We start from the raw sequence: 22,645 nt of genomic DNA on the forward strand, positions 1-22,645 counted from the left end.
TACCTTTTACTTTTTTTATAATGATTCTAGTACAAAAACTTTAAAACAATTGTAATTAATCACTCAATCTTGAGCGTACTAATCCTATTACCTAAAATAAGTTTTATAATATCCCAAGAACCATGGTTCTTAATATTAGCTTTTTCTATTGCATGTACAGTTGTAATTCCTTTATTTCTCTCCCGGTTATAGGATGCAATAAATTAAGAAAAGCAGTTCTCAAGAATAGCGCCCTAAACTTCCCTTTTTCCATCATTAAATTTTAAGTTTTTTGGATCAAGGTGTAAAATATCTTATCTATAAGGTCCAATGGTGATAAAATCAAACAAATGGAGCCATAAAACCTTATATATGAAATTGGTTAATAACAAACATCGTGAAAAAAGTCATTAGAATAAAGGAGAAAGATATGAATGGCAGAATTAACGGACTGGAAAAATAGTGCTTGCGGTCATAAATTTATAGCTTCCTTTAGTGGAGGGAAGGATAGTGTTTTAGCTCTATATAAAGCAGAAAAGGTTGGAGAAGCAATTGGACTAATCGTCATGCTGGAGGAAGAAGGGAAACGTTCCAGATCTCATGGAATGCCTCCGGAACTTATACGTGCCCAAGCTAAATCTATAGGTTTGCCTGTATATACTGCAGCTGCAAGTTGGACAGATTATGAAAAAGTATTTATGCGCCTTTTAAAAAAAGCTAAAAATCAAGGAGCAGAAATTTTAGTAACTGGAGACTTAGATATGCCTGCTCATGGCTGTTGGCATGAAAAGGTTACGAAAAATGCTGGATTAAAGCTTGGGATGCCTTTATGGGAAATGAACCATCGTAAAGCTGTCGAAGAGTTTATAAATCTAGGATTTGTCACAATCATTGTAACTGTGAATTTATCATTAGGAATGCGAGAGGACGATTTAGGAAGAACGTTAACCCATAAATATGTGAAGGAGCTTGAAGCTCGTGGGATTGATCCCTGCGGAGAAGGTGGAGAATTCCATACCACGGTAATAGATGGGCCCATTTTTAAACATCCTATTCCAGTTCGTACCTGTGAAATTATTAAGAATGGAGAATATGCCTTTTTGCCTTTGGAGCTAGATTAAATGAGGGATATGGAGACCTTATAAAGTATAAAATGGAGTACCGATAACATTACGCAGTTATCTTAACTTCGAGGTGAGAACTATTGAATCATCAATGATTCTCACTTCATTTACATGGATTCAATATAAATATTGGTTTACAAAAGTATAATCATTTTTTGATGTCTTGTTCAGGTAACGTACTGTTGCATCCAGCAAGAATTTGTAATAAAAAAACAACCGAAATAATTCGATTGCTCTAAATTCTTAACCTATTCGTGATATTATCGAAGTAATTAAACCCTTTATCCGTTACCTCTGCGTTTAACATATCCCCAAAGTTCGTATGACTAATTAAACCTTCGTTATACATTTCTTCGCAGATCTTAACGAAGTCTTCCGGAGTGACATCGCAAGTTTCTGCAGAAGGCTCCTTATCATTTAAGAGAGAAGTTAAAATTAATATTTTTCCGTTTATAACGTATAAGTCTTCGTTCATTTCGCACACCTCCTTGACTTAATATCCGTAAGAGGCACCTGCTATATACGTTAATTTTCAAAAGCTAAAATTGATATTCGGATTTATTTCGCAAGGCAAAAGTGCAATATTAAAGAAATAACATTTATTCATCTAAATAACTAAAAAACACAACTCTTTATATAAGAATTGCGCCCTTTAAAGATCTCCTTAGTATCTCGTCTTTATTCCGTTTTATCATATCTTCCTATATAGTAAACATCGTGGAATCCTTTGAAAACAATGCCAATAATAATATACATTTTGGTTATCATATAATTAAGGATCGATTGGAAAACTATTGAAACGATGTGAAAAATTATATAGGATGGTGGGTAAAAATGGATTTTATCTTTTCAAACTTTAGAAAAGGTGTTGAACAGAGTTTGAGAAACAATGGAATAGATAAAAAGAGGCATTTTAAAATTAGCGCTATAGTTGTTTGTTTACTTATTAGTATGATGTCCATTTTACCTAATGATACCCATGCAGATGAGGTAACAAATTTAGGAAAATCATCAACAGATAAGGGTATCAGTTTTACTATCGATGATTTTTTTTATAATGGGAATAAACTTGTTATTGATTACACAGTAGAATCTAAAACAGCCCAAAAGATAGATGAAACTCATCCTAATCTTTTGGAGAAACTGGATGTTTCCATTAACGGTAAACCTATTGACAGCATCAGTTACCAAGGTCATCAAAAAGTAGCCAAAAACAAATATAGGGGTGTAATAGAAATTAATCCACCAGAAGGTACACCTGACCATTTTGCTTTGAAATTTAATACTGATAGTATTTTTGATCAAGAAGGGCAATGGACAATTGATTTTCCTGTAAATAAATCTACGGAAATTTTCTTTTACCACTTTTTAATTTAAAACAAATAATATTTAATGTAATAACATAAGTTACCGATATATTCATTTAAGAAGTAAGAGGGATTTACCCCTTGCTTCTTTTTTGTGTGGGGTGCGTGATATTATGCAAAACTGAATGAAAATAAGACTCCTATAGCCCTCCTGTTTCTTATAGGTAGCTTTTTAGAAATCAATAAGATCACCATTTTGTTATTTTTCTTATGTTTTTTTATCCCTCATCATATGAACTTGTACATAGTACCTCCATGCAAAAGAGGATACCTAACTACCTGATTTATTCGTACTACCTTGATATAAGAGACCATATGAAATAGAGAGTAAGCCTGTAAGAGCAACCAATCCTGTAATAAATTGTGATTTTGTAACCACATAGAAAAAGATAGAAAAAACAAGTAGTATCCATCCTAGTATTTGGATAAAAAATGTATTCATTATTTTCATGTATCTTCACTTTCCCTTCCATTCTAAGGATATTATTGATATTCGTAGGAGACTGTAGTAACTTCAGCAAATTAGAGCTTTAAAGTGAAATTTGATGAGGGGTGTTCTTAAAACTTGGTATATTATCATTTCTATATACCCACTATCTAAACGATTAAAACACTGATTACTTCTATGCTCGGCAGTGTGACGCCTTTTCTTGTTGTTTAAAGAAAGGATTGATGTGTTTCCTATCAGACGGAGCCTCTTTTTCTTCCATAACAATAAGAAGATACTTTTTCAATACCGATAACAAGGATTATGGTAACTAATTATGAAGGGGATATACATTAGGGGAACGGAAAAACTCCCTTTAATGGTGGGGAGTTTTTCTGCTTTTAGAAACAGGGGTGAAATCAATCGTGTCACTGCATCTTGGTAGTTTGTGTGAATCTTCAAATGTTCTTCATATAAACTTTAATATCCAACTTTTAAGAATTATAATAACCATGTAATGGAAATTAAGTTTGTGTACCCTATACGATATAAGAAGCAAAGAAGGATATGGAACTTTGACTTAATTGGGAAATCTCTTGGCGAATGATTCCTAACTCTTGTCCTAATTCAACGTCTGTACTGTTCTTTCCGACTAATTGAGTATCTTTTTGCTTTTGTTTTTGATTGTTATTAGTCATAATAAAAACCTCCTTAATGTAAATAAAACGTACTTTTTTAATTTGTCTATTGCTTATATAAAGATGAATGGTAATATTTACCGATAATTACCATATTTTATTTTGCACATATAAGGTATTAAGATGCATTACAGGACCAAGTACGATATTTAGTCTCTATTTCTCCTTAGAGTAGGTTGTACAGGTTCGCTCATGTTCAACCCATTCTCTATTTAAACTGGAAAACGTTCAACTTCGCGAAAATAAAACGTACCCTATTTAATAACCTCATTTAGCTTACAGCTATATTGGAGGATTTTTACCATAATTTTATATTTATAACATTAAAGGGGATTAAGAGGGAGCACCGTTTATGATAAATATCCTTAGAGAGCTTTTCTACTTCTTATAAGCTACATCCTGTAGACAAATTTTATATATGATATACAAGATAAGTTTCAATAAATTTCTACACTTTATTCACTTTTATAGTATTAATGTCGTTATATCGGCATTAGAGAGATTGCCTTCAAGGATTTTAAGGAATTTGCATTAGAACCAATCACAATCAGGGCTTGAAAAATATTAATAAATACAAGTAAAATTTAGAATATTGTGATATATTATAAAGAAGTAAAATTTGTAAATTAATAACTAAGCACTACCTAAAGGTTTAGATTTACAAAATAGGTGATTTTAGTTTTCCGGATGAAGAATATTTTATAGAGAAAGGGTTAATTAAGTATGAACCGAATGACGACAGAAGATGTGGCAAGAATAGCAGGTGTTTCTCAATCAACAGTCTCTAGAGTTTTAAATAATTATCCATATATAAGGAAAAATACACGTGACAAGGTTCTTGCTGTAATTGAAGAATTAGGGTTTACAAGAGATGAAATTGCCAGAAGCCTCGTTGAAAAAAGAACCGCATCGATAGGTTTAATATTGGGGAGTATTTCAAATCCCTTCTTTGCTGAAACAGCAGAAGTTATTATACAAAGAGCTCAAGAATTAAAATATGATGTAATTGTATATAACACAGGCCATAAAGATGAAAATCTAGAACAGGCCATCAATTTGTTAATAGGTAAACGTGTTGAGGGAATAATCATTACAAGTGTTAGCAAAAATTACACTAAAAAAATTCAAAAACTACATGAAAATGGATTTCCGATATTATTGTATAATAGCTTTCTAGATATCAAAAATGTTAATTTTATTGTTATGGATAATAGAAAAGGTGCAAGACTAGCTGTACAACATTTAATAGAATTAGGACATAAAAAAATAGCAAAAATATCTGGTCCGTCAAAGTACTTAGCCACTTATGAACGAACTGTAGGTTACAAAGAAGAGTTAATAGAGAATGGATACAAAATCGATGAAAATTTAATATTTAATAGTGAATACTCTTATGATAAGATTTATACATTTACGAAAAAGTTACTGAAAAAAAAGGACAAACCTACAGCAATTATAGCTGCATCAGATCAAATGGCCCTTGCAGTCTTAGACGCGGCTTCAAGTCTAAATCTAAAAATTCCTAATGATTTATCTGTAATTGGATTTGATAATATCAGACTAGCTTCTAATGAATTCATAGGTTTAACTACAGTGTCCCAACAAATGGATAGAATGTCTTTGACAGCACTAGAAAAATTAATTTATCTTATTGAAAATAAAGATACTGCCTCTTCATCAATTCAAGTTTTTCTCAAGCCAGAACTAATTGTTCGTAAAACAACGGGACCAGCTCCAGTAATTGATTAAGGTAACAAAGGGTGAATTTTAAGTGTTTTAATTTTATATGTTCTAAAACAATAGGGGCTGTTTATAAAAAATTAAAATCAAAAATTAATTTTTGACTATTTACAAGAGTCAGAAAATTGTATATATTAATTTATAAGCAAAAGTAATTTTGAATACGTATTCAAAATTACTTTTGCTTACTACAGAGGAATATGTAAAATATATATAATACAAAATCACTACCCCGTGATGAAAATAGGTGATATGTTGGATTTAAATCAATTATTTAACTTAAACGGTAAAATTGCCATTATTACGGGTGGAAGTAAAGGCATTGGTAAAGATTTAGCTAAATTACTTGCACAAGCTGGTGCTAATATTGCATTAATTGCCCGCAATAAGAAACAACTCGAGGAGGCTGCACATGAAATTGAGCAAACTGGTGTAAATGTTTTACCTGTTTCATTTGATTTAACCAAGGTAGAAGACACACCAAACGTAATAGAAGATATATATAACCACTTTGGAAAGATTGATATCTTAATAAATAATGCAGGCATAAATGTGGCAAAGCCAGCTGAAGAGTTGTCTTCACAAGATTGGGATACTGTACTAGATATTAATTTAAAAAGTGTATTTTTTACAAGTCAAGCTGTAGGAAAGTTTATGATCAATCAGAAAAAAGGTAAAATCATAAACATGTCTTCACAAATGGCATTTGTCGGTTATTACAAACGAGCTGCATACTCATCTAGTAAAGGAGGACTTACACAATTAACGAAAGCGCTTTCTATTGAGTGGGCACCGTATCAAATCAATGTCAATGCAATTGCACCAACTTTTATTGAAACACCGATGACTAAGTCAATGTTTGAAGATGAAAATTTTAAACTCGAAGTTTTAAATAGAATTCCACTTGGTAGACTTGCTAAAACAGAGGACTTATTTGGGGGCGTATTATATCTAGCATCAGATTGCTCGGATATGATGACAGGCCAAACATTAGTAGTTGATGGTGGTTGGACCGTATGGTAATTTTTTTGAATACGTATTCAAAAAAAGAATATCAGTTAACTAAAACATAAATCCTATTAACCTTAATTTTTGAATGCCTATGGTCTTCTGAATTGGTTTAGGGACATTTGCAACTTTAGTAAGTGAATTAAAAATGAAAAATTACAAATAACGGAAGGTGGAATTGAAATGTCAGTACAAGAACCTAAAGTAAAAAAAGTTGTAACAAATGAGGAAATGGAAAATAATTGGATTGTTCGTTTTGATGAAATGAGACCAAAAGGTATACCGTTAACGTTTATTGATAGTATTATTCCAGGTCATCAACGTATTAACTATACATTAATCGGAGACACAGCAAGTGAGAATGATAACTTCACACCTGAAATTACTGAGCCACATGGTTTTCAAATTGGGATGGTAAAAGCTCCAAAAGGAAATGGTCCTGCTTATCATACGCATGATTATATTGAAGCATTTCTTCCTCTAACAGGAAAATGGCGTTTTTATTGGGGAAATGGTCCAGATGAAATTGAGGGTGAAACTATCATTGAACAATGGGATTTAATTTCATTACCTCCAGGATTATGGAGGGGATTTGAAAATATTAGTGAGGAAGATGCTTGGATTTTTGCAGTTCTTGAACAACACAAAGTCTTTAATGGAAAAGATCCATATTGGTCTCCAAAAGTGATAAGAGAAGCTGCAAAATATGGTTTTAAAGCAGATGAACTCGGAAAAATGATTAAGCCAGATAACTTTGAGGATCTTGAAAAGGAAATTGCAGATAAACTAAAAATGGGTGAAAAATAGTTGGCTAAAACACCACTTATTTTGCTTCCTGGTACACTTTGTGATGAGCGACTTTGGGGTCACCAACTCAAGTACTTGTCAGACATAGCTGAAGTAACTATCGGTGATGTGACGAAAGAGGACTCTATATCAAGTTTAGCACATTCAATACTTGAAAAAGCACCAGAAAGATTTGCTCTTGCAGGTTTATCACTAGGTGGTATTATTTCTCTTGAAATCATGCGGATTGCTCCAGAACGGGTCATAAAGCTAGCATTGCTTGATACAAATCCTAATCCTCCCCATTATGATCAAATTGCAGTTTGGGAGAGGTTCATCAATATGGCAAATAACGGTCAATTCTTAGATATCACAATAAACCATCTTCTACCAATATTAATTCATCCAAATCGAAGAAAGGATGAAGCATTAGTATCAATGATTATCGATATGGCTAAAAAAATCGGTAAAGAAAGTTATATCAATCAGTTAAAAGCAGTAATGACCCGTTTAGATCAACGCTCCATTCTTTCTACTATTGCATGTCCGACTATGGTTTTAGTAGGAAAGGAAGATATGGTATGTCCTGTTCATATGTCTAAATTTTTAACAGAAAGCATCCCGACAGCGAGTCTAGAAATTATAGAACATTCGGGCCATTTAAGTACGTTAGAACAGCCTGAAAAAGTAAGCGCTTTACTGAAGGATTGGTTGAAATCTTAAGATAGATAAACAAGGAAAGCAAGAATATAGTCTTTATGATAGAAAGAGAGTGAAGACGATGGAGAATGCTGTAAAGGAAAAAATAAAACGTGGGGAACAAGTTCTCGGTGTATTTTTAGGAATAAATTCCCCACCTTTAGTCGAGATGCTCGGTTATGCAGGATTTGATTTTGTTTTAATTGATGACGAGCATGGTGCTTTTAGTCCTTCAGAACTTGAAAATATTATTCGAACGGCAGATTCTGTTGGTCTTGTCCCAATTGTTCGGGTTTCATATGATCGCTCTAGTATTCAAAAGGCTTTAGATCGTGGGGCAAAGGGTGTACAGGTACCAATGGTCAATACAAAGGAAGATGCTCTAGAAGTAGTTAGACAGGCAAAATTTCCACCATATGGTGATAGAGGTGTCTCATATTCAATTAGACCAGCTCGTTACGGAAAAAATAGTGGAAAACCTTATTTAGATCAGTGTAATGAAAATATTATGATAATTGTTCATATTGAAACGGCTGAAGCAGCTAACAATTTTGAAGCCATTACAGCCGTTCCCGGAATTGATTTAGCATTTATTGGTTCAACGGACTTATCTGTTAGCATGGGGTATCCATTAGAGGGGGCAAATCACCCTGAAGTGCAAAAGGTTATAAATGAAATTTTTATTAAAGGGAAAGAGCGAAATGTGCCAATTGGTACGGTTGCTAGTAATATTACTGCTGCTAATGATGCTTTTGATAAAGGTTCCCAATACGTAGGTATCGTATTAAATAGTTTACTTACATCCACATTAACTGATATTGTCTCAGCGAGTAAATCCATTCAAACTCTTAAATGATTTCAAAAGGGGCCCAGTATTAGTCTAAAAGATAAAAAGCAATTTTTAAAAATATAAGGGACGACATAGAATCAGTTACGAAAAATCCTATTGCAAGGGATATTCTTTAAGTAAACAACATCTAAATGGAGAGAAATTTATAAAAATAATTACTTTATAAGAAAAAGGATGGTTATTATGGTAGAAAAAAAGACAGATTCAGTCGACATAATTCCAAGAGAAAAAAAGTTAGATTCCAAAGAAATAACTAAGACAATCAAAGGATCACCAAACTTTATTTACTATGCCGATGCGGATGATGTAAATATGCTCGATACAAAAGATGATTATGATTATATGAATATAGAAGAAACGAAGCAAAAGAAACAGAGGATGAATGGTTTTGACCCTATTTATAATAATATCGTTGATTACATTGTAAAAATTACACGTCAAATCTGGAAAGAGAAGGATATAGGACTTATTTATGATACGTATAGCACCAGTGTTTCCGTTCATAAAGGTTTGGTTAATAGTCACGGAGTTAATGAAGTTATTTCAGGTACCCTTCAAACATTACATGCTTTTCCTGACAGGAAAGGGCTAGGATGGAGTGTAATCTGGTCTGGGGACGATGAATCCGGCTTTTTTACATCCCATCGAGGACGTTCTGTTGCAACCCATCTCGGAGATAGCAGTTTGTACGGTCCTGCTACTGGAAAGAAAGTAGTTTTCAGGACAAGTGCTGATTGTATGATTTTAAATAATAAAATCTACGAGGAATGGCTGGTAATGGATACCTACCATCTTGTTCAGCAGTTGGGATTGGATCCTGTTGTTATAGCGAAGAAGATTGCGAAAAGTACTCAAAAGCTCGCGCCTTCCATTCAATTTGGTTTAAATGAGACAGCAGAAACCGGTCTTCCTCCTAAAATTTTTACTCCATCTTCTGACGAATTTGAAATCGGAGAGTTTATTCAGCTAGTTTTTAATCGAATCTGGGCGCGTCGCTCTTTCAATTTTGTCAAAGAGTATTATGAGGAAAATGCAGTTGTTCATTATGTTTGTAATAAGGATGTTATTGGAGTAAGTGAAATTCAAGGAATGTTTATCAGTCTTTTTTCATCTGTTCCAAATGCCAAGGTTATTCTAGAACGGGTAACTTGCAATAGACGTGGGTCTGACAGTGACTGGGATGTGGCTGTTCGTTGGAGAATTCAAGGGATGCACGAGGGATCAGGTTACTTTGGTAATCCTAGTGGTAAAGCTATTGATATTGCTGGAATTAGCCACTATAAAATTATTAACGAAAAAATCTCAGAAGAATGGTTATTATTTGATGGGATGGAAGTATTACGACAAATACACTTACCTGATGAAAACGGTCTAGAACAAGGTGATGAATCTTTAATTGATGACGGGAATTTTACTGGCGTTTCATAAATGGGCAGATGAATGGGTTTGCTAATTGTCGACTATTTATTAAGACTTTTAGGGGGAAATAAGATGGAGTATATAAAGAAAGCAGAAGGATATGAACAAACTACTTCAAATGAAGTAGAACAAACGGTAAAGTCCATTATTGCAACTGTAAAATCAGACGGCGACGTTGCTGTACAGGAATATGAAAAAAAGTTCGGTAACTCTAATCGTCCGGTTCGAGTTAGTGAAGAAGAAATTGAAGCTTCTATAAGCACACTACCTAAAGAAGTAAAAGTACTAATTGATCGCGTCGTAGAACGAGTATCTGAATTTGCTAAAGCCCAGTTGAATTGTTTGACTCCATTTGAAAAGGACTTTGGTGAGGGTATCAAAATGGGTCACCGAATCGTCCCAATTGAAAAAATTGGAGCTTATGTACCAGGAGGGAGATTTCCCTTATTATCATCAGGACCTATGGTCGTTGCCCCAGCAAAGGTAGCTGGAGCAAAACAAATTGTTGCTTGTAGCCCGGCAAATTATGAGGGTGGCATTCATCCAGCAGTATTATATGGCTTAGTTCGATCGGGTGCTACAGATATTTTTGCAATTGGGGGAGCTCAAGCAATTGCTGCCATGGCATACGGGACTGAGTCTATTCCTGAAGTAGATGTTATTGCGGGACCAGGAAATAGGTTCGTAGCAGAAGCAAAACGTCAAGTGTTTGGAAAAGTGGGTATTGATCTCATCGCTGGACCTAGCGAAGTGATGGTTTTTGCTGACGATTCGGCATCACCAAAGAAGATTGCTGCTGATTTACTTGCTCAAGCAGAACACGATCCATATGCGCGTGCAGTTCTTGTGACAACTTCCCAAACTATTGCTGAGACCACTCTACAAGAGGTGGAAAACTTTTTAGTATCCTTCTCACCTTCCTCTCCTGCACACGAGTCATGGAAAACAAGAGGAGAAGTTATTTACGCATCTACGTTACAAGAAGGACTGGATATTTGTAATGATTATGCTATTGAACACCTTCATTTACATATCCAAAATAGCCGTAATTTGATGGATAAGCTATACAATTACGGATCGTTGTTTCTCGATGAGGGCAGCTCCGTTGTTTTCTCTGATAAGGTTTCTGGAACAAATCATACGCTCCCAACTCAAAAAGCAGCAAGATATACGGGAGGATTATGGGTGGGAAGTTATGTGAAGGTTTTGACCCACCAGGAGATTACAGGTGAAGGAATTCAATTTCTAGCATCCCATGCGGAAGATCAATCTGGAATTGAAGGATTAGAAGGCCATAAATTATCCGCGACAGTTAGAATAAAATAAAAATGCAAATTTGGTTTCTTTTATTATCAGTCTTTGTTTATGGGAGAATTAATTCACATAAAAGAAGAGTATCACCTCAGTTAGTTTTTATATGAAAAGCAGGTTAAATGCCTTTTATATAGAAAAATTGGGAATCTCTTAATCTACTTGTCATTAATCTATCAGATGAAGAATTTAAAAGCACAATTAGTAATAATGCTCAAGGAATGCTTGTTATTTATCTTATTCATAATATTGAAATCTATTGTAGCGATTACGACTTCAAAGCGCAGGTTTTATAAACTAATATAAATTAGGGGATTATCCTTGAAAAAATATCAGATTATAATACCTGCCTTCTAGACTTTTTCGTTTATAAGAAAATAATATATCTCACAATATATAGGTATTGATGTAAAAGAGAAACTGCAACACATACATGAAGTAACGGAAAATCTTAGAATGTCAGATGGAGGGTTCGTAAATTTTACGAGTATCAGCTCCTCTGATAACTTGATGAACGTATTGTTGAAAGGGTTTTCATTAAGTGAATGTCCATATCGTCATCCTTCTGCCTATTAAGGACAAAAGGGTGGGGAATGAAAGGGTGAGGTATGTGAGCCAAACTAATAAAATTACTAACAAAAAAGAGGTTATTTTATTCTTTATTATTAGCTTGTTGTTCTTTGTTACTATTACGGCATTCGATCCATTTATCTCCTCCTATGCTAAAGATCTCGGTTTTGATTCAGTTGTAATTGGTAGTATTATTGGAATTTCAGGAATTGTTGCCCTTTTTACCCGACTTCCACTGGGAGTATTTTCAGATATGTTGCATAAACGAAGGTTATTTATTCAATTCGGATTGCTTATCACTATTGTCATGTGGACGCTAGCCTTTTTAATACCTAATGCAACAACCCTATATCTCGGGAAAATTTCAGACGGGTTAACGGGTTCTACATGGGTTATTTACAATGTTATGTTCGCTTCCTATTTTGGTATAAGGGAAGCTGCAAAAGCTGTAGCAATCTTAGGCGTTGCGTCGCCACTTGGCTCAATACTTGGAACAACAATTGGTGGAATAGTGGCCAATAGTTATGGTTATCGGTATAGCTTTTTAGTAGCTGTTATCGCTGCTATTCTTGCGTTTGTTTTAACATTTTTTACAAAAGATCTAAGTGTTAAAAGTATTAAAGTGAAATACGATAAGAAAATACTTGTGGAACAAATTACAGACAAGAAAATATGGGTCATTTCTATTTTAGCAACAATTGCATTGATGGTTACAATTGGGACAAGAGATACGTTTACTCCTTTAGTTGCAAATGATTTAGGTGCAAATCCCCTAATGATTGGTATGTTAGCAAATACGCACCTCATTATATATGGTTTAGCTGCAGCATTATGTGGAGGCTTTTTTTATAAGAAGCTCGGTTTGGTGAATACAGCGATCTTGGGGGCAATTTTACAAGGGATTATTATTATCTTTATCCCTTATGCTAAAAGTTTAACGGTGCTTTTTCTCTTACAAGCCGTTCAAGGTTTTGGATATGGTTTAATATTTACAGTGGTCACTTCCTGGGCTGTTGAAAATATACCTGAAATTAAACAATCCACCAGAATGGGGTTGTTTCAAAGCTTATATTCTGCTGGAATGTTTTTGGGGCCAGTTCTTATTGGAATCTTAATTGAAATGTTTTCGAGATCCACAGGATTCCTAATCATGGGAGCCTTGTCAATTGTATCTACAATTTTTATTAAAACCTCTATTAAATCTACAAAAGAGAATATTTCTAATGAACAAAGTTCTAGTGTAAAAACTACTTTTTAGAGACATAAAGTTTCAATTTCTTTTAAGTCACTGACTTATGAAATTAATCCAAAAAATGCACATGATTAAAAGAGGACAGACTTGAAAGTCTGTCCGAAATCAAAAAGAATTTACCTATCAACTGTTTGGGCTAATTTTATAAGAACAAGAATTAATGGTGATATATTCCTTAATTATATTTTCTTAAGATATTTGCATCAGAACCCTTAGAAGAAGGATAATTATGTAGCTTCTTTTAAGAGGAACTAATGATAATAAAAATTATCAATTACAATACACATGTAACCGAACTTAATTTTCGGAATAGAAAGAAAATTAAGTTCTGAGTAAATTATTACTCCTTAATGTTGAAAAGATCGTTGATAGTATAAAGTTTATATCTTATGACTATTAAAGAGGTGGACTAGTGAGCAATGTGCAATTTAGATTAAATATAGTATTGTTTTTTATAATGACTGTACTTTTCTTTATCAGCATTTCAGCCTTTGATCCATTTATCTCTTCATATGCCAGAGACTTAGGAATCTCTCCCTTAGTAATAGGAAACATTATGGGGGTCACTGGACTAGCCTCTATGTTTATTAGGTTTCCGGTTGGTATATTCTCTGACCTTCTAAATAAAAGAATGCTATTTATTCAAATAGGTCTTTTAGTTACAGTTGTTGGTTGGATCATTGCTTTTATTAATCCAAATGCTACTACTTTGTATTTAGCTAAATTTCTAGATGGGATTACAGGAGCTACATGGGTTCTTTATACTGTAATGTTTGCCTCTTATTTCAGTATTAATAATTCCGCCAAGGCTGTAGCCTTTTTAGCTTTGGCTGATTACGTTGGGGCCTTAATGGGTTCTCTTATAGGAGGAATTGTTGCAAATAACTATGGATACTCATATTCCTTCCTTGTGGCGGTTTTCGCTGCTTCCATCGCTCTTGTTTTAACTTTCTTCTTAAAAGAGAAAAAGGTTGAGAAACACAGGGTAAAACATGAAATGAAAAAGACTATTTTGGAACAAATTACAGATAGGAATTTATGGTTTTTATCCCTAATGGCTATAATCGCCCTTATGGCCTCTTTCGGCATGAGAGTTACATTTACACCCCTTATAGCAAGTGATTTAGGTGCTGATGCGATTACTCTAAGTTGGCTATCAAATGTTTTTTTAATTGCAGGTGGAATAGCAACTTGTTTATCTGGAATCCTCTTTTATAAAAAAATAGGTTTGATAAATACAGCTATTATAGGGGCTTTCCTACAGTTTGTTATTGCAATTCTTACTCCATTTGCTCCCAACCTAATAATGCTGTTTTGTTTACAAGCTCTTTCTGGGATTGCTTTTTCTTTAAATTTTACAGTTTTACTTTCATTAAGTATTATGAATGTTCCAGAACATAAGCAGTCTACCAGAATGGGCCTTTTTCAAAGTCTATTTTCATTTGGAATGTTCTTTGGTCCTGTTTTAATGGGCATATTGACAGAGGTCTTTTCAAGAAGCCTTAGCTTTTTAGTAATTGGTGTGCTTTCAGCCGTTTCAGGTATACTAATGAAAATTTTTATTAAAACGAAGGAGAATCCTAATTTAAAAGATGATATTAACGGTGACCATGAACTTGGTAGCCCTATTAATATTCAACATAAATAGAATAAATATAATTTTATAGAAGTCTATACGTAGTGTTAGTCTTATTTTTACATGCGTATTGAAAGATAAGAGTGAATTAATAATATTCTAGATGGGTAAGGAATAAGCAGATAAGGGGAATAATGGGATGACTTTAACAATAAGAAAACTTATAGATGGTTATAGAAATAAGGAGTTCTCACCAGTTGAAATAACAAAGTGGTATATTGAACGGATTAAAAAGTTAGACACCGAAATTAATTCATACATTACTGTAACTGAGAAACTGGCAATTAAACAGGCGAGAAGGGCAGAGGAAAAAATGAACTCTGATGTACCAAATAATTTAGTTGGTATACCTCTCTCTTTTAAAGACTCAATTGATACGAAGGGTATTCTCACAACAGGTGGATCGGCAGTTGATAAGGATCATATTCCTAATAGTAACGCCGAAGTAGTTGATATATTGGAGGAAGCTGGCAGTATTAACTTGGGCAAAAATAATATGTTTGAATATGGATTTGGCATTACTTCTGAAAATATCTTTTTTGGTGACGTGATCAATCCTTGGAAAGTAAATAAAACGGCAGGAGGATCCAGTAGTGGTTCAGCAGCAGCTGTTGCTGCTAATCTTACTATGGGTTCTATCGGTACAGATGCTGGAGGTTCAATCCGTGTACCAGCTGCTTGTTGTGGAGTTGTAGGCTTAAAACCTACGTATGATTTAATTAGTATAAATGGTATAACACCTTTAGCTTGGACTCTTGATCATGTAGGACCCATTGCTAGGAATGTCGAGGATACAGCTTTAATTATGGAGGCAATTACAAAAAAACATTACGATTTAACTTCTTCAAACAAATTAACAGGGCTAAGAGTTGGGTTACCTAAGCATTATCTTAATGAGAATATGGATTATGAAGTGAAAAAAATTTATGAGAAATGTTTACAGCAGTTATCAAACTTAGGGGCTATTGTAAAAGAGGTAGATACATCATTTTTAGAAGATATCACTGATCTGGCGAAGGTCTTTGGTACATCAGAATCATCATATGTTCATAAAGAGCGTATAAGCTCTTCTCTTAATATGTATAGCCAGGATGCAAGGGATACATTTACAAGGAGTAAAAATATAAGTGCTTTAGACTATATAGCTGCGTTGAAAAAAAGGGAGGAGTTAAGAGAAAAGTTAACTAATATATTTAGCGAAGTAGATATAATGATGACACCTATTACTCCTATAACTACTCCTGATGTGAAGGCGGATTACGTGACGATTAATGGAAAAACAGAATCTATTGGAGATTGTATGATTCGCTACGTAAGTTTATTTAATATCACTGGTCATCCAGCATTGTCAGTTCCTGGGGGTCTTACGAGTGAGGGAATTCCAATAGGAATGCAATTTATTGCAAATTATTATAGAGAGGATCTTTTATTATGGGCAGGGCATTGTTATGAGAAATTTGCTTTACAAGAATTTTACAATAAAAGAGACAAGGAAATTGAAAATTACAGTGCTTCTATCTAAGTAACAAAAGTTATGGTGGAAATATATGTTGGCTTATATAGTCAGTAAGAAATAGCTAAAGTTTTATGTAACTAGTCCAAATAGACACTGGATGAATTTTTTTGATTTTGGATAGACCTCTGAGTCTGTCCTTTTTGATTATATGTATGAATAGCCTCTATCCCTGTAATAATATGTTTGATAGTTTCTAAGGGATTTAATTCAAGCATCGGGCAAATTTGTTTCTTAATAGGGTGACGAATCTGCTCTATGCCATTATTGAGATATTCGACTTGCCTTAGTAGTATCAGTGGTTACAAGACTAAGAGATTAGTTTCGAGATAGATGAAATTCTTATACCAGAATTCGGTATACTAATTGACTCAAAAACCGTGTTTTTGAGTCGATTTATAGTTAGTCACTGTTCACCTCAATTATATCTCCTTTATGCATTAAAACTTATCTTAAAATCTATATCCCTTAAAAGTATGTATTTAAAAGTCCCATGGACCTTTTATCAAGGCCTTTTTAATTAAAGAATGAATAGTGAAAATACCGTTCTTTAGAGCAAGCATGGACGAAAGAAATCAGTGAAGAGAAAGTAGAAGAAGAAAAAAGCATCGTTTTTCAACGGATTGATGAAAAGTGTATTGTGGTAAAGCAAGAGAATATGATTAAAATTGAGTTGTATTATTATCTATGCGTCTCTAATTGTTACGATTATCGAGATTACTTGAAGGAGAACGGTTTTAGCTGGATTGGATATGGTATAAAAAAGCCTGGGTGAAAAAGACTTCTACCCAGGCTTTGCAAAAAGGAGAAGCTAAGCTTCCTCATTTAGATAATATTAAGGTGAAAGTAGCAGCCAAAAATAAATAAGGTTGAGGAGAAGGTTCTGGTGCAAAGGTTGTATTTACTGGCTGTTAACAAAATCATCTTAAGTTAGTAATGTTTCCATTTAAATAGATCAACCTTTTTCATACTAATCACGCCCTTTTCTAGATTACCAGTACTATTATGAGGAATTATGGAATTTTATTTTTCAGCTGAATTAAATTTTTACACCAGAGCCCTTTTTTCGATTAGATCTGGTAAACCATTCACTTTCCAAAATACTCATTCCCCATGTATTCCAATATTCATCACCTATTTTTCTATAATCCCTATATAATCCTTCTTTTACAAAACCAACTTTCTCATAACAAAAAATAGCAGAATGATTAAAATCGAATACACTTAGGCTAACTCTATGTAATTTTAATTTTTCAAATGCTATTTCTAACACTTTCTCTACCATCAATTCACCTATACCTAAGCCTCTCATACTCTTATCCCCAACCAGTACTTTTCCAACTCTTGCTGACAAATTTTTCTCATCAATTTCGCCTAATGAAATATGTCCAATTATATTTCCTGTTTCTTCATGTATGACTTTGTAAATGAGTGTGCTAGAGTCGTCAGTGTTTGCACCTTTAATATAATCCTCTAATTGTTGTTCTGTTAGGGGAAAATCAAATTTAGGTCCAGAAAATTGAAGTAAAAATTCTGGTGAATCAATCCAGTTAATAAGTTGTTTGAAATCAGTTTGTTCAAAGAATTGCAGTTCAATCATTTAACTTTCTCCTTTATTAATTCTTAGATGATTAGGGCCCATTGTATTTAGACTTTTAATGTACCAGAACCAAAAGATCTGACTCAAAATGAGTCAGACTTAGAGTGCTTTTTACAAGATAACCGGAGATATATAAGTTTTTTATTTAACAGCTGCTTTTAATTCCTTACCTGGTTTAAAAGCAGGAACTTTAGAAGCAGGTATATTTATTTCCTCCCCTGTTTGAGGGTTACGACCTGTTCGAGCTGCACGTTCACGTACTTCAAATGTACCAAATCCAATCAATTGAATTTTCTCTTCCTTAGCAAGCGTGCTAGTGATCGTTTCAAATAATACATCTACAGCTTTTGCAGCATCTTTCTTTGTTAGTTCTGCTTTTGTTGCAACAGCATCCACCAATTCTATTTTCTTCATATTAAAACACCTCATCCGTTTATTTTTAGATAGTATGTAGAGATGCTACCGTAACATAGCTTCTACACGCCTGTCACTTAATAAGATTAGATGAGTAAAAGAAAAATTCCTGTTTTTTATGAAGAATCAGAAGGAGTTTGACTCTCTGGCAAAATTAAATATGTTTTTACTAAATAACCAGTCATCTATTGCAAAATTCAGTGCTATATTTTTAAACTTTATAAAGATAATAAAGACGATGATTAGAATAGCCTTTGACGAGTTTCTTCCTATTATATATTGATCTTATTAAAGGTACCCTCATATTCCTTCACCAATTTATAAAAGGTTGTCTTTTTAACATTGGCTTCCTTCATGGCTTGGACAGCTGTAACCTCCTTATGTCTCCAGCGATTGTAAGCTTCAATGAATTCTTGGCTAACCTGAGCTTTAGGACGTCCAAAAGATACACCATCTTTGAGTGCAGCATCAATCCCTTCGCGCTGACGTTTCCGAATACGATCTCTTTCCTCTTCTGCCATCCACGAAAGAATCTGCAAAACTAAATCTGCAATAAAAGTTCCTAAACTATCCTTATACTGAGTGGTATCCAACAATGGCATATCCAAGATTACAATGTCGGCCTCGATCTCTTTTGTAATGGCATTCCATTCTTGTAAAATTTCTTCCTTATTACGACCGAAGCGATCTAGAGAATGAATATAAAGAATATCTCCTTTACGCATCATTCGTTTCATCAGTTGATACTGTTCTCGATTGAAATTTTTTCCACTTTGTTTATCGATGAAAATATCCCGAGGAGAAATTCCAGCTTCCTCCATGGACTGAAGTTGACGACCTTCATTTTGATCTCGACTACTTACCCGTATGTATCCAAATTTTCTGTTTTCCATTTTTATACTCCTTTTGTGTTTTTCTCCCTATTATTCTATCAAAAACGTTCATAAAAGTGTATGATTTTATGAGGACGTTCGTAATTTAAATTTTAACTTAAATGAACATAAAAAAAGCTAGATTTCTAATCGAAAAGAATTGTCCGTAAAAGTAAACTTTTACGAACGTGCACTTTGCGAACTATTTGTTTGTGTTTACTTTTCACAGAAAAAAAGGTGATTAATGGATATGGAAATTATGCTCGTTCATAAAAGAGAAAAGTTCCAAATTATTGTTAATTAATCAGTTTGCGATTTTTTACTTTCTCTAATCAATCTTATGGTAAATACTTCCGAAGTGGTCCGCTGTTGCTATGATAGCAAACCATTATAAGTATTTACTTGTTTTTTGAAATATAGTCAGTTATACTGATTATATATTTTACTGATTAATATGAGGAGGTGGGAATTTAGATGAATAAGTGGAATCAATCTTATGGTTTTTTACTTGGAAAGGCTCTTCAACAAATGGAACACAAATTTGCTGAAGGACTGGTTCCTTTTAACATCAATTCAAGACAATATGGCGTTCTTTTATTTATTGAGGAAAACCCATACTCTTCTCAAAAAGACATATCTGACAACCTACAAATTGATCGAACGACGATGGTCAGTCATATTGATCATTTGGAAACGTTAGGATTTGTGGAGAGAACCAAGAACCCTAATGATCGAAGATCTTATAGTCTTTTAATTACGGAAAAAGGAAAGGAAGTACTGCATTCACGTTGGGAATTTCTAACCGATGTAGAATCAGAAGTTTTAACGCCTTTAAATCAGCAAGAAAGACAATTGCTGAAAGATTTTTTGATTAGAATTTGGAAGTCACTATAGAAAATAGGAGGTTATACCAAATGAACGCACTCGATTATTTTAATGCACGTCTTCAAGCGACTATAAGCCCCATGGGTTACATAAGAGCAAAGGAAATGAATCCAGAACAATACTTTTTAATTGATGTTAGGAATGGCCCTGCTCATGTAAGAAGTGTAACGATTAAGGATGCCCATGTTATACCCGAACAGGAATTAGATAATCGTTTAGATGAGATTCCCAAGGACAAGAAGATTATCGTGTATTGTTGGGATGTTTGGTGCAATACAGCTGCTAAAGTTGCCAAATCTTTATTGGAACAAGGGTATAACGTAAAAGAGTTAACGGGGGGAATTTCCGCATGGCAGGAAATGAACTTTCCGGTTTCAACATCCACTCCAGATAATCCTCTATCCAATCATTGTGGGTGTTGATTTACGTGGAAAAGAATATAAGGTATTGGGTTGGAGTGGCTTCTTGCGACCATGTAATGAAGGGCGTTCAAGGTGGTTTTGCTCAACTTTGTCATGGCAAGGAAGCTCCTTTAAAAAAGATGAGGACGGGTGATTGGATCATTTATTATTCTCCCAAGGTTCAGTTTGATGAGAGTGCTCCGTATCAAAAATTCACGGCTTTAGGACGAGTTGTTGATGATCATATCTTTCAATTTGATATGGGAAATGATTTTATACCCTTCCGAAGAAAGATAGATTTTATGGAGTGTACAGAAACATCTATTCATCCTTTAATTCCACCGCTCTCTTTTATTAAAAATAAGAAGTATTGGGGTTATTCGTTTCGATTTGGCCATTTAGAAATAAGTGAAGATGATTTTAAAGTCATTAAAGAAGAAATGACAGAGATGAAAGGAGATTAGACTGTTCTAATCTTCTTTTAACTTTTTGGGAATACATGAGTAATCTGGAGAATTTTATAGCTTCATGTACCTATACAGTTATATAGTTGAACCCTTGTTAAAGGTACGACAAGGGCGGTTGTGGTAGGTGTGGGGACGTTTTCCATTTCGAAAGAACGCTTGAAAACAGAATAAAAAGATGTTCTTTTAAGGGAAAAAGAAATAAACTAGCAACAAGGGGATTTGTGGCAAATGTAGAGGTTACTCCCACAAGCCTATAGTAGTTGTTGTTATAAAAGTAAAAAAAGATGAGGCTATATTTTGCATTTATCTTTTCATTTACAGGTTAATCCTCCACTGAATGTAAAAGTGAAGCCCCCTAGTGCTCATTATTTCAATTGAATTTATATATCCACCTTAAAATTAAACGAGTTTCTACTATATTAATAATATAATCATTTAATATATATAATCTAGGAGAGAAGACATGAACAAACATTGCTGTGACAATATGGAATATCATGCAAACTTTAAGTGTGATATTCATAAAACTCCATTTGAGTGTCCTGATCATCTCATTTTATTTGATGACAAGCATAATGACTATGGATTAATTGTTCATGATGGTGGTTCATCCACTATTGAAATGTCTTTTTGTCCATGGTGTGGTAAGAAATTATAAAATTACTATACATAATAACTCTAGTATGTTGTGATATACCTAAATAGAAGAGAGCAAGTTCGTTATCATTAACCGAACTTGCTCTCTTTTACTTCCTGTAACTTATTTTATGGTGCGACAAGAAGTCGCTTTCTTACAGTGTAGCTGACGCTACTCATCTAGACGTAAAGATGATCTCCATCCGAAACGGCATGCTTGGTAACGAGTCTGTCGGTTGCATGAGGAAATGCGGAAACAGAGGACAAATGCATGGTCCAGAATACTGTTAGGAGAAGATAGGTATGGTAAACGAACGTGAAGGTTTGTAAGCTTCGTAAAGGTTAGCTCAAGATAATGCATAATTTTTGCTTGGGTCTTGGTAAGAGGAAAAGTAGAATCATAAGGCTACTCTGATGCGTCCCGCATCTTACCCGGAGTAAAGAACCTACCTCCCCCTATCGTATCTGTAGAATGTGGAACTTGGTAAGCCCTATGTCATCTGCACAAGCAGTAGAATGACTGCAAAGTCAAACGATGTGGCAGAGGGTATGGGATATGAGAAAAAGCGAAAGCCGTTACCCTGAAAAGGGACAGGAAAGCATAATGTATAACTGGACGGATACTGTCGGCTTTACACACAATGACAGGCTCGAAAGAGCGCCTACTTCTCATTGGTCTTCAACACGAAAATAAATTTGTGGCTATCTTCTAACGAAAAGGAGCGTGCTGTTATGAATACCTCTCTACGAGCGTCGGCGCACGTCTCACATAAAGGTTGGTACTCTATTAATTGGAATACTATACAAAGATATGTAACGAAGTTACGACAAAGAATTTATCGTGCCGAACAACAAAATCAACGAAGGAGAGTAAGAAAACTTCAACGTTTACTCCTCCGGAGTAAAGCAAATCTACTACTTTCCATTCGCAGAGTGACGCAACAAAATACAGGCAAGCGAACACCTGGTGCAGATGGCTATACAGCCTTAA

Annotated in this window: 22 protein-coding genes; 17 read left to right on the top strand and 5 right to left on the bottom strand. The window is 34.2% G+C overall.

Going from position 1 to position 22,645, the window contains the following annotated elements:
- Positions 1-413 precede the first annotated feature (413 nt).
- Positions 414-1,100, top strand: coding sequence for a Dph6-related ATP pyrophosphatase (locus tag B9N79_RS23710; protein WP_085119227.1), 687 nt, complete (start codon positions 414-416; stop codon positions 1,098-1,100).
- Positions 1,101-1,338: 238 nt separating this feature from the next.
- Here B9N79_RS23710 and B9N79_RS23715 read toward each other — a convergent pair whose 3' ends face one another.
- Positions 1,339-1,578, bottom strand: a complete 240-nt coding sequence (locus B9N79_RS23715; protein WP_040057280.1) for a hypothetical protein — start codon at positions 1,576-1,578, stop codon at positions 1,339-1,341.
- A 359-nt stretch (positions 1,579-1,937) separates the two neighbouring features.
- On the opposite strand from B9N79_RS23715, the gene B9N79_RS23720 reads away from it, so the two are divergent.
- Entirely contained in the window at positions 1,938-2,480 is a 543-nt protein-coding gene (locus tag B9N79_RS23720; RefSeq protein WP_085119230.1) for a DUF4179 domain-containing protein, read from the top strand.
- Positions 2,481-3,436: 956 nt separating this feature from the next.
- On the opposite strand, the gene B9N79_RS26310 is transcribed toward B9N79_RS23720, so the two are convergent.
- Positions 3,437-3,595: a hypothetical protein gene (locus tag B9N79_RS26310; RefSeq protein WP_019390952.1), complete on the bottom strand. Its 159-nt coding sequence runs from the start codon at positions 3,593-3,595 to the stop codon at positions 3,437-3,439.
- Positions 3,596-4,327: 732 nt separating this feature from the next.
- Here B9N79_RS26310 and B9N79_RS23730 point away from each other — a divergent pair.
- The 10 genes from B9N79_RS23730 (at position 4,328) to B9N79_RS23775 (ending at position 16,388) form a co-directional block, all read left to right on the top strand.
- Positions 4,328-5,344: a LacI family DNA-binding transcriptional regulator gene (locus B9N79_RS23730; protein WP_167555149.1), complete on the top strand. Its 1,017-nt coding sequence runs from the start codon at positions 4,328-4,330 to the stop codon at positions 5,342-5,344.
- 243 nt (positions 5,345-5,587) lie between these two features.
- Positions 5,588-6,358, top strand: a complete 771-nt coding sequence (locus B9N79_RS23735; protein ID WP_085119234.1) for an SDR family NAD(P)-dependent oxidoreductase — start codon at positions 5,588-5,590, stop codon at positions 6,356-6,358.
- 168 nt (positions 6,359-6,526) lie between these two features.
- Positions 6,527-7,150: a cupin domain-containing protein gene (locus B9N79_RS23740; RefSeq protein ID WP_019390949.1), complete on the top strand. Its 624-nt coding sequence runs from the start codon at positions 6,527-6,529 to the stop codon at positions 7,148-7,150.
- Positions 7,151-7,852 carry an alpha/beta fold hydrolase gene (locus tag B9N79_RS23745; protein WP_085119237.1) on the top strand — a complete coding sequence of 234 codons (702 nt, stop codon included), beginning with the start codon at positions 7,151-7,153 and terminating at the stop codon, positions 7,850-7,852.
- Positions 7,853-7,910: 58 nt separating this feature from the next.
- Positions 7,911-8,684: an HpcH/HpaI aldolase family protein gene (locus tag B9N79_RS23750; RefSeq protein WP_085119239.1), complete on the top strand. Its 774-nt coding sequence runs from the start codon at positions 7,911-7,913 to the stop codon at positions 8,682-8,684.
- A 177-nt stretch (positions 8,685-8,861) separates the two neighbouring features.
- Positions 8,862-10,106 (top strand): ester cyclase, encoded by a 1,245-nt coding sequence (locus tag B9N79_RS23755; protein ID WP_085119242.1) that lies wholly within the window; start codon positions 8,862-8,864, stop codon positions 10,104-10,106.
- A gap of 63 nt (positions 10,107-10,169) precedes the next feature.
- Positions 10,170-11,423, top strand: a complete 1,254-nt coding sequence (hisD, locus tag B9N79_RS23760) for a histidinol dehydrogenase (protein WP_040057273.1) — start codon at positions 10,170-10,172, stop codon at positions 11,421-11,423.
- A 595-nt stretch (positions 11,424-12,018) separates the two neighbouring features.
- Positions 12,019-13,236, top strand: coding sequence for an MFS transporter (locus B9N79_RS23765; RefSeq protein WP_085119245.1), 1,218 nt, complete (start codon positions 12,019-12,021; stop codon positions 13,234-13,236).
- A gap of 406 nt (positions 13,237-13,642) precedes the next feature.
- Positions 13,643-14,878, top strand: a complete 1,236-nt coding sequence (locus tag B9N79_RS23770; RefSeq protein WP_052264241.1) for an MFS transporter — start codon at positions 13,643-13,645, stop codon at positions 14,876-14,878.
- 127 nt (positions 14,879-15,005) lie between these two features.
- On the top strand, positions 15,006-16,388 hold the full coding sequence (locus B9N79_RS23775; RefSeq protein WP_040057272.1) for an amidase: 1,383 nt from the start codon (positions 15,006-15,008) through the stop codon (positions 16,386-16,388).
- Positions 16,389-17,418: 1,030 nt separating this feature from the next.
- Here the strand turns inward: B9N79_RS23775 and B9N79_RS23780 are convergent.
- From B9N79_RS23780 to B9N79_RS23790, 3 genes are all read right to left on the bottom strand, one after another.
- The gene (locus B9N79_RS23780) at positions 17,419-17,979 is read right to left on the bottom strand and encodes a GNAT family N-acetyltransferase (RefSeq protein ID WP_040057271.1); all 561 of its coding nucleotides are present in this window, start codon (positions 17,977-17,979) and stop codon (positions 17,419-17,421) included.
- A 141-nt stretch (positions 17,980-18,120) separates the two neighbouring features.
- Entirely contained in the window at positions 18,121-18,393 is a 273-nt protein-coding gene (locus tag B9N79_RS23785) for an HU family DNA-binding protein (protein WP_040057270.1), read from the bottom strand.
- Between the two features lie 272 nt (positions 18,394-18,665).
- On the bottom strand, positions 18,666-19,286 hold the full coding sequence (locus B9N79_RS23790; protein ID WP_085119248.1) for a recombinase family protein: 621 nt from the start codon (positions 19,284-19,286) through the stop codon (positions 18,666-18,668).
- A gap of 453 nt (positions 19,287-19,739) precedes the next feature.
- Between B9N79_RS23790 and B9N79_RS23795 the strand changes: the two genes are divergently transcribed.
- From B9N79_RS23795 to B9N79_RS23815, 5 genes are all read left to right on the top strand, one after another.
- On the top strand, positions 19,740-20,159 hold the full coding sequence (locus tag B9N79_RS23795; RefSeq protein WP_085119251.1) for a MarR family winged helix-turn-helix transcriptional regulator: 420 nt from the start codon (positions 19,740-19,742) through the stop codon (positions 20,157-20,159).
- Positions 20,160-20,179: 20 nt separating this feature from the next.
- On the top strand, positions 20,180-20,572 hold the full coding sequence (locus tag B9N79_RS23800) for a rhodanese-like domain-containing protein (RefSeq protein ID WP_085119253.1): 393 nt from the start codon (positions 20,180-20,182) through the stop codon (positions 20,570-20,572).
- A gap of 5 nt (positions 20,573-20,577) precedes the next feature.
- On the top strand, positions 20,578-21,015 hold the full coding sequence (locus tag B9N79_RS23805; protein ID WP_085119256.1) for an EVE domain-containing protein: 438 nt from the start codon (positions 20,578-20,580) through the stop codon (positions 21,013-21,015).
- 466 nt (positions 21,016-21,481) lie between these two features.
- A complete protein-coding gene (locus B9N79_RS23810; protein ID WP_085119259.1) occupies positions 21,482-21,676 on the top strand; it encodes a DUF6980 family protein in 195 nt (64 codons plus the stop codon).
- Positions 21,677-22,386: 710 nt separating this feature from the next.
- The coding region (locus B9N79_RS23815) for a reverse transcriptase N-terminal domain-containing protein (RefSeq protein ID WP_205635677.1) at positions 22,387-22,645 on the top strand (259 nt) is incomplete at its 3' end.

This window comes from Priestia filamentosa (genome assembly GCF_900177535.1).
Taxonomy (GTDB): domain Bacteria; phylum Bacillota; class Bacilli; order Bacillales; family Bacillaceae_H; genus Bacillus_I; species Bacillus_I filamentosa.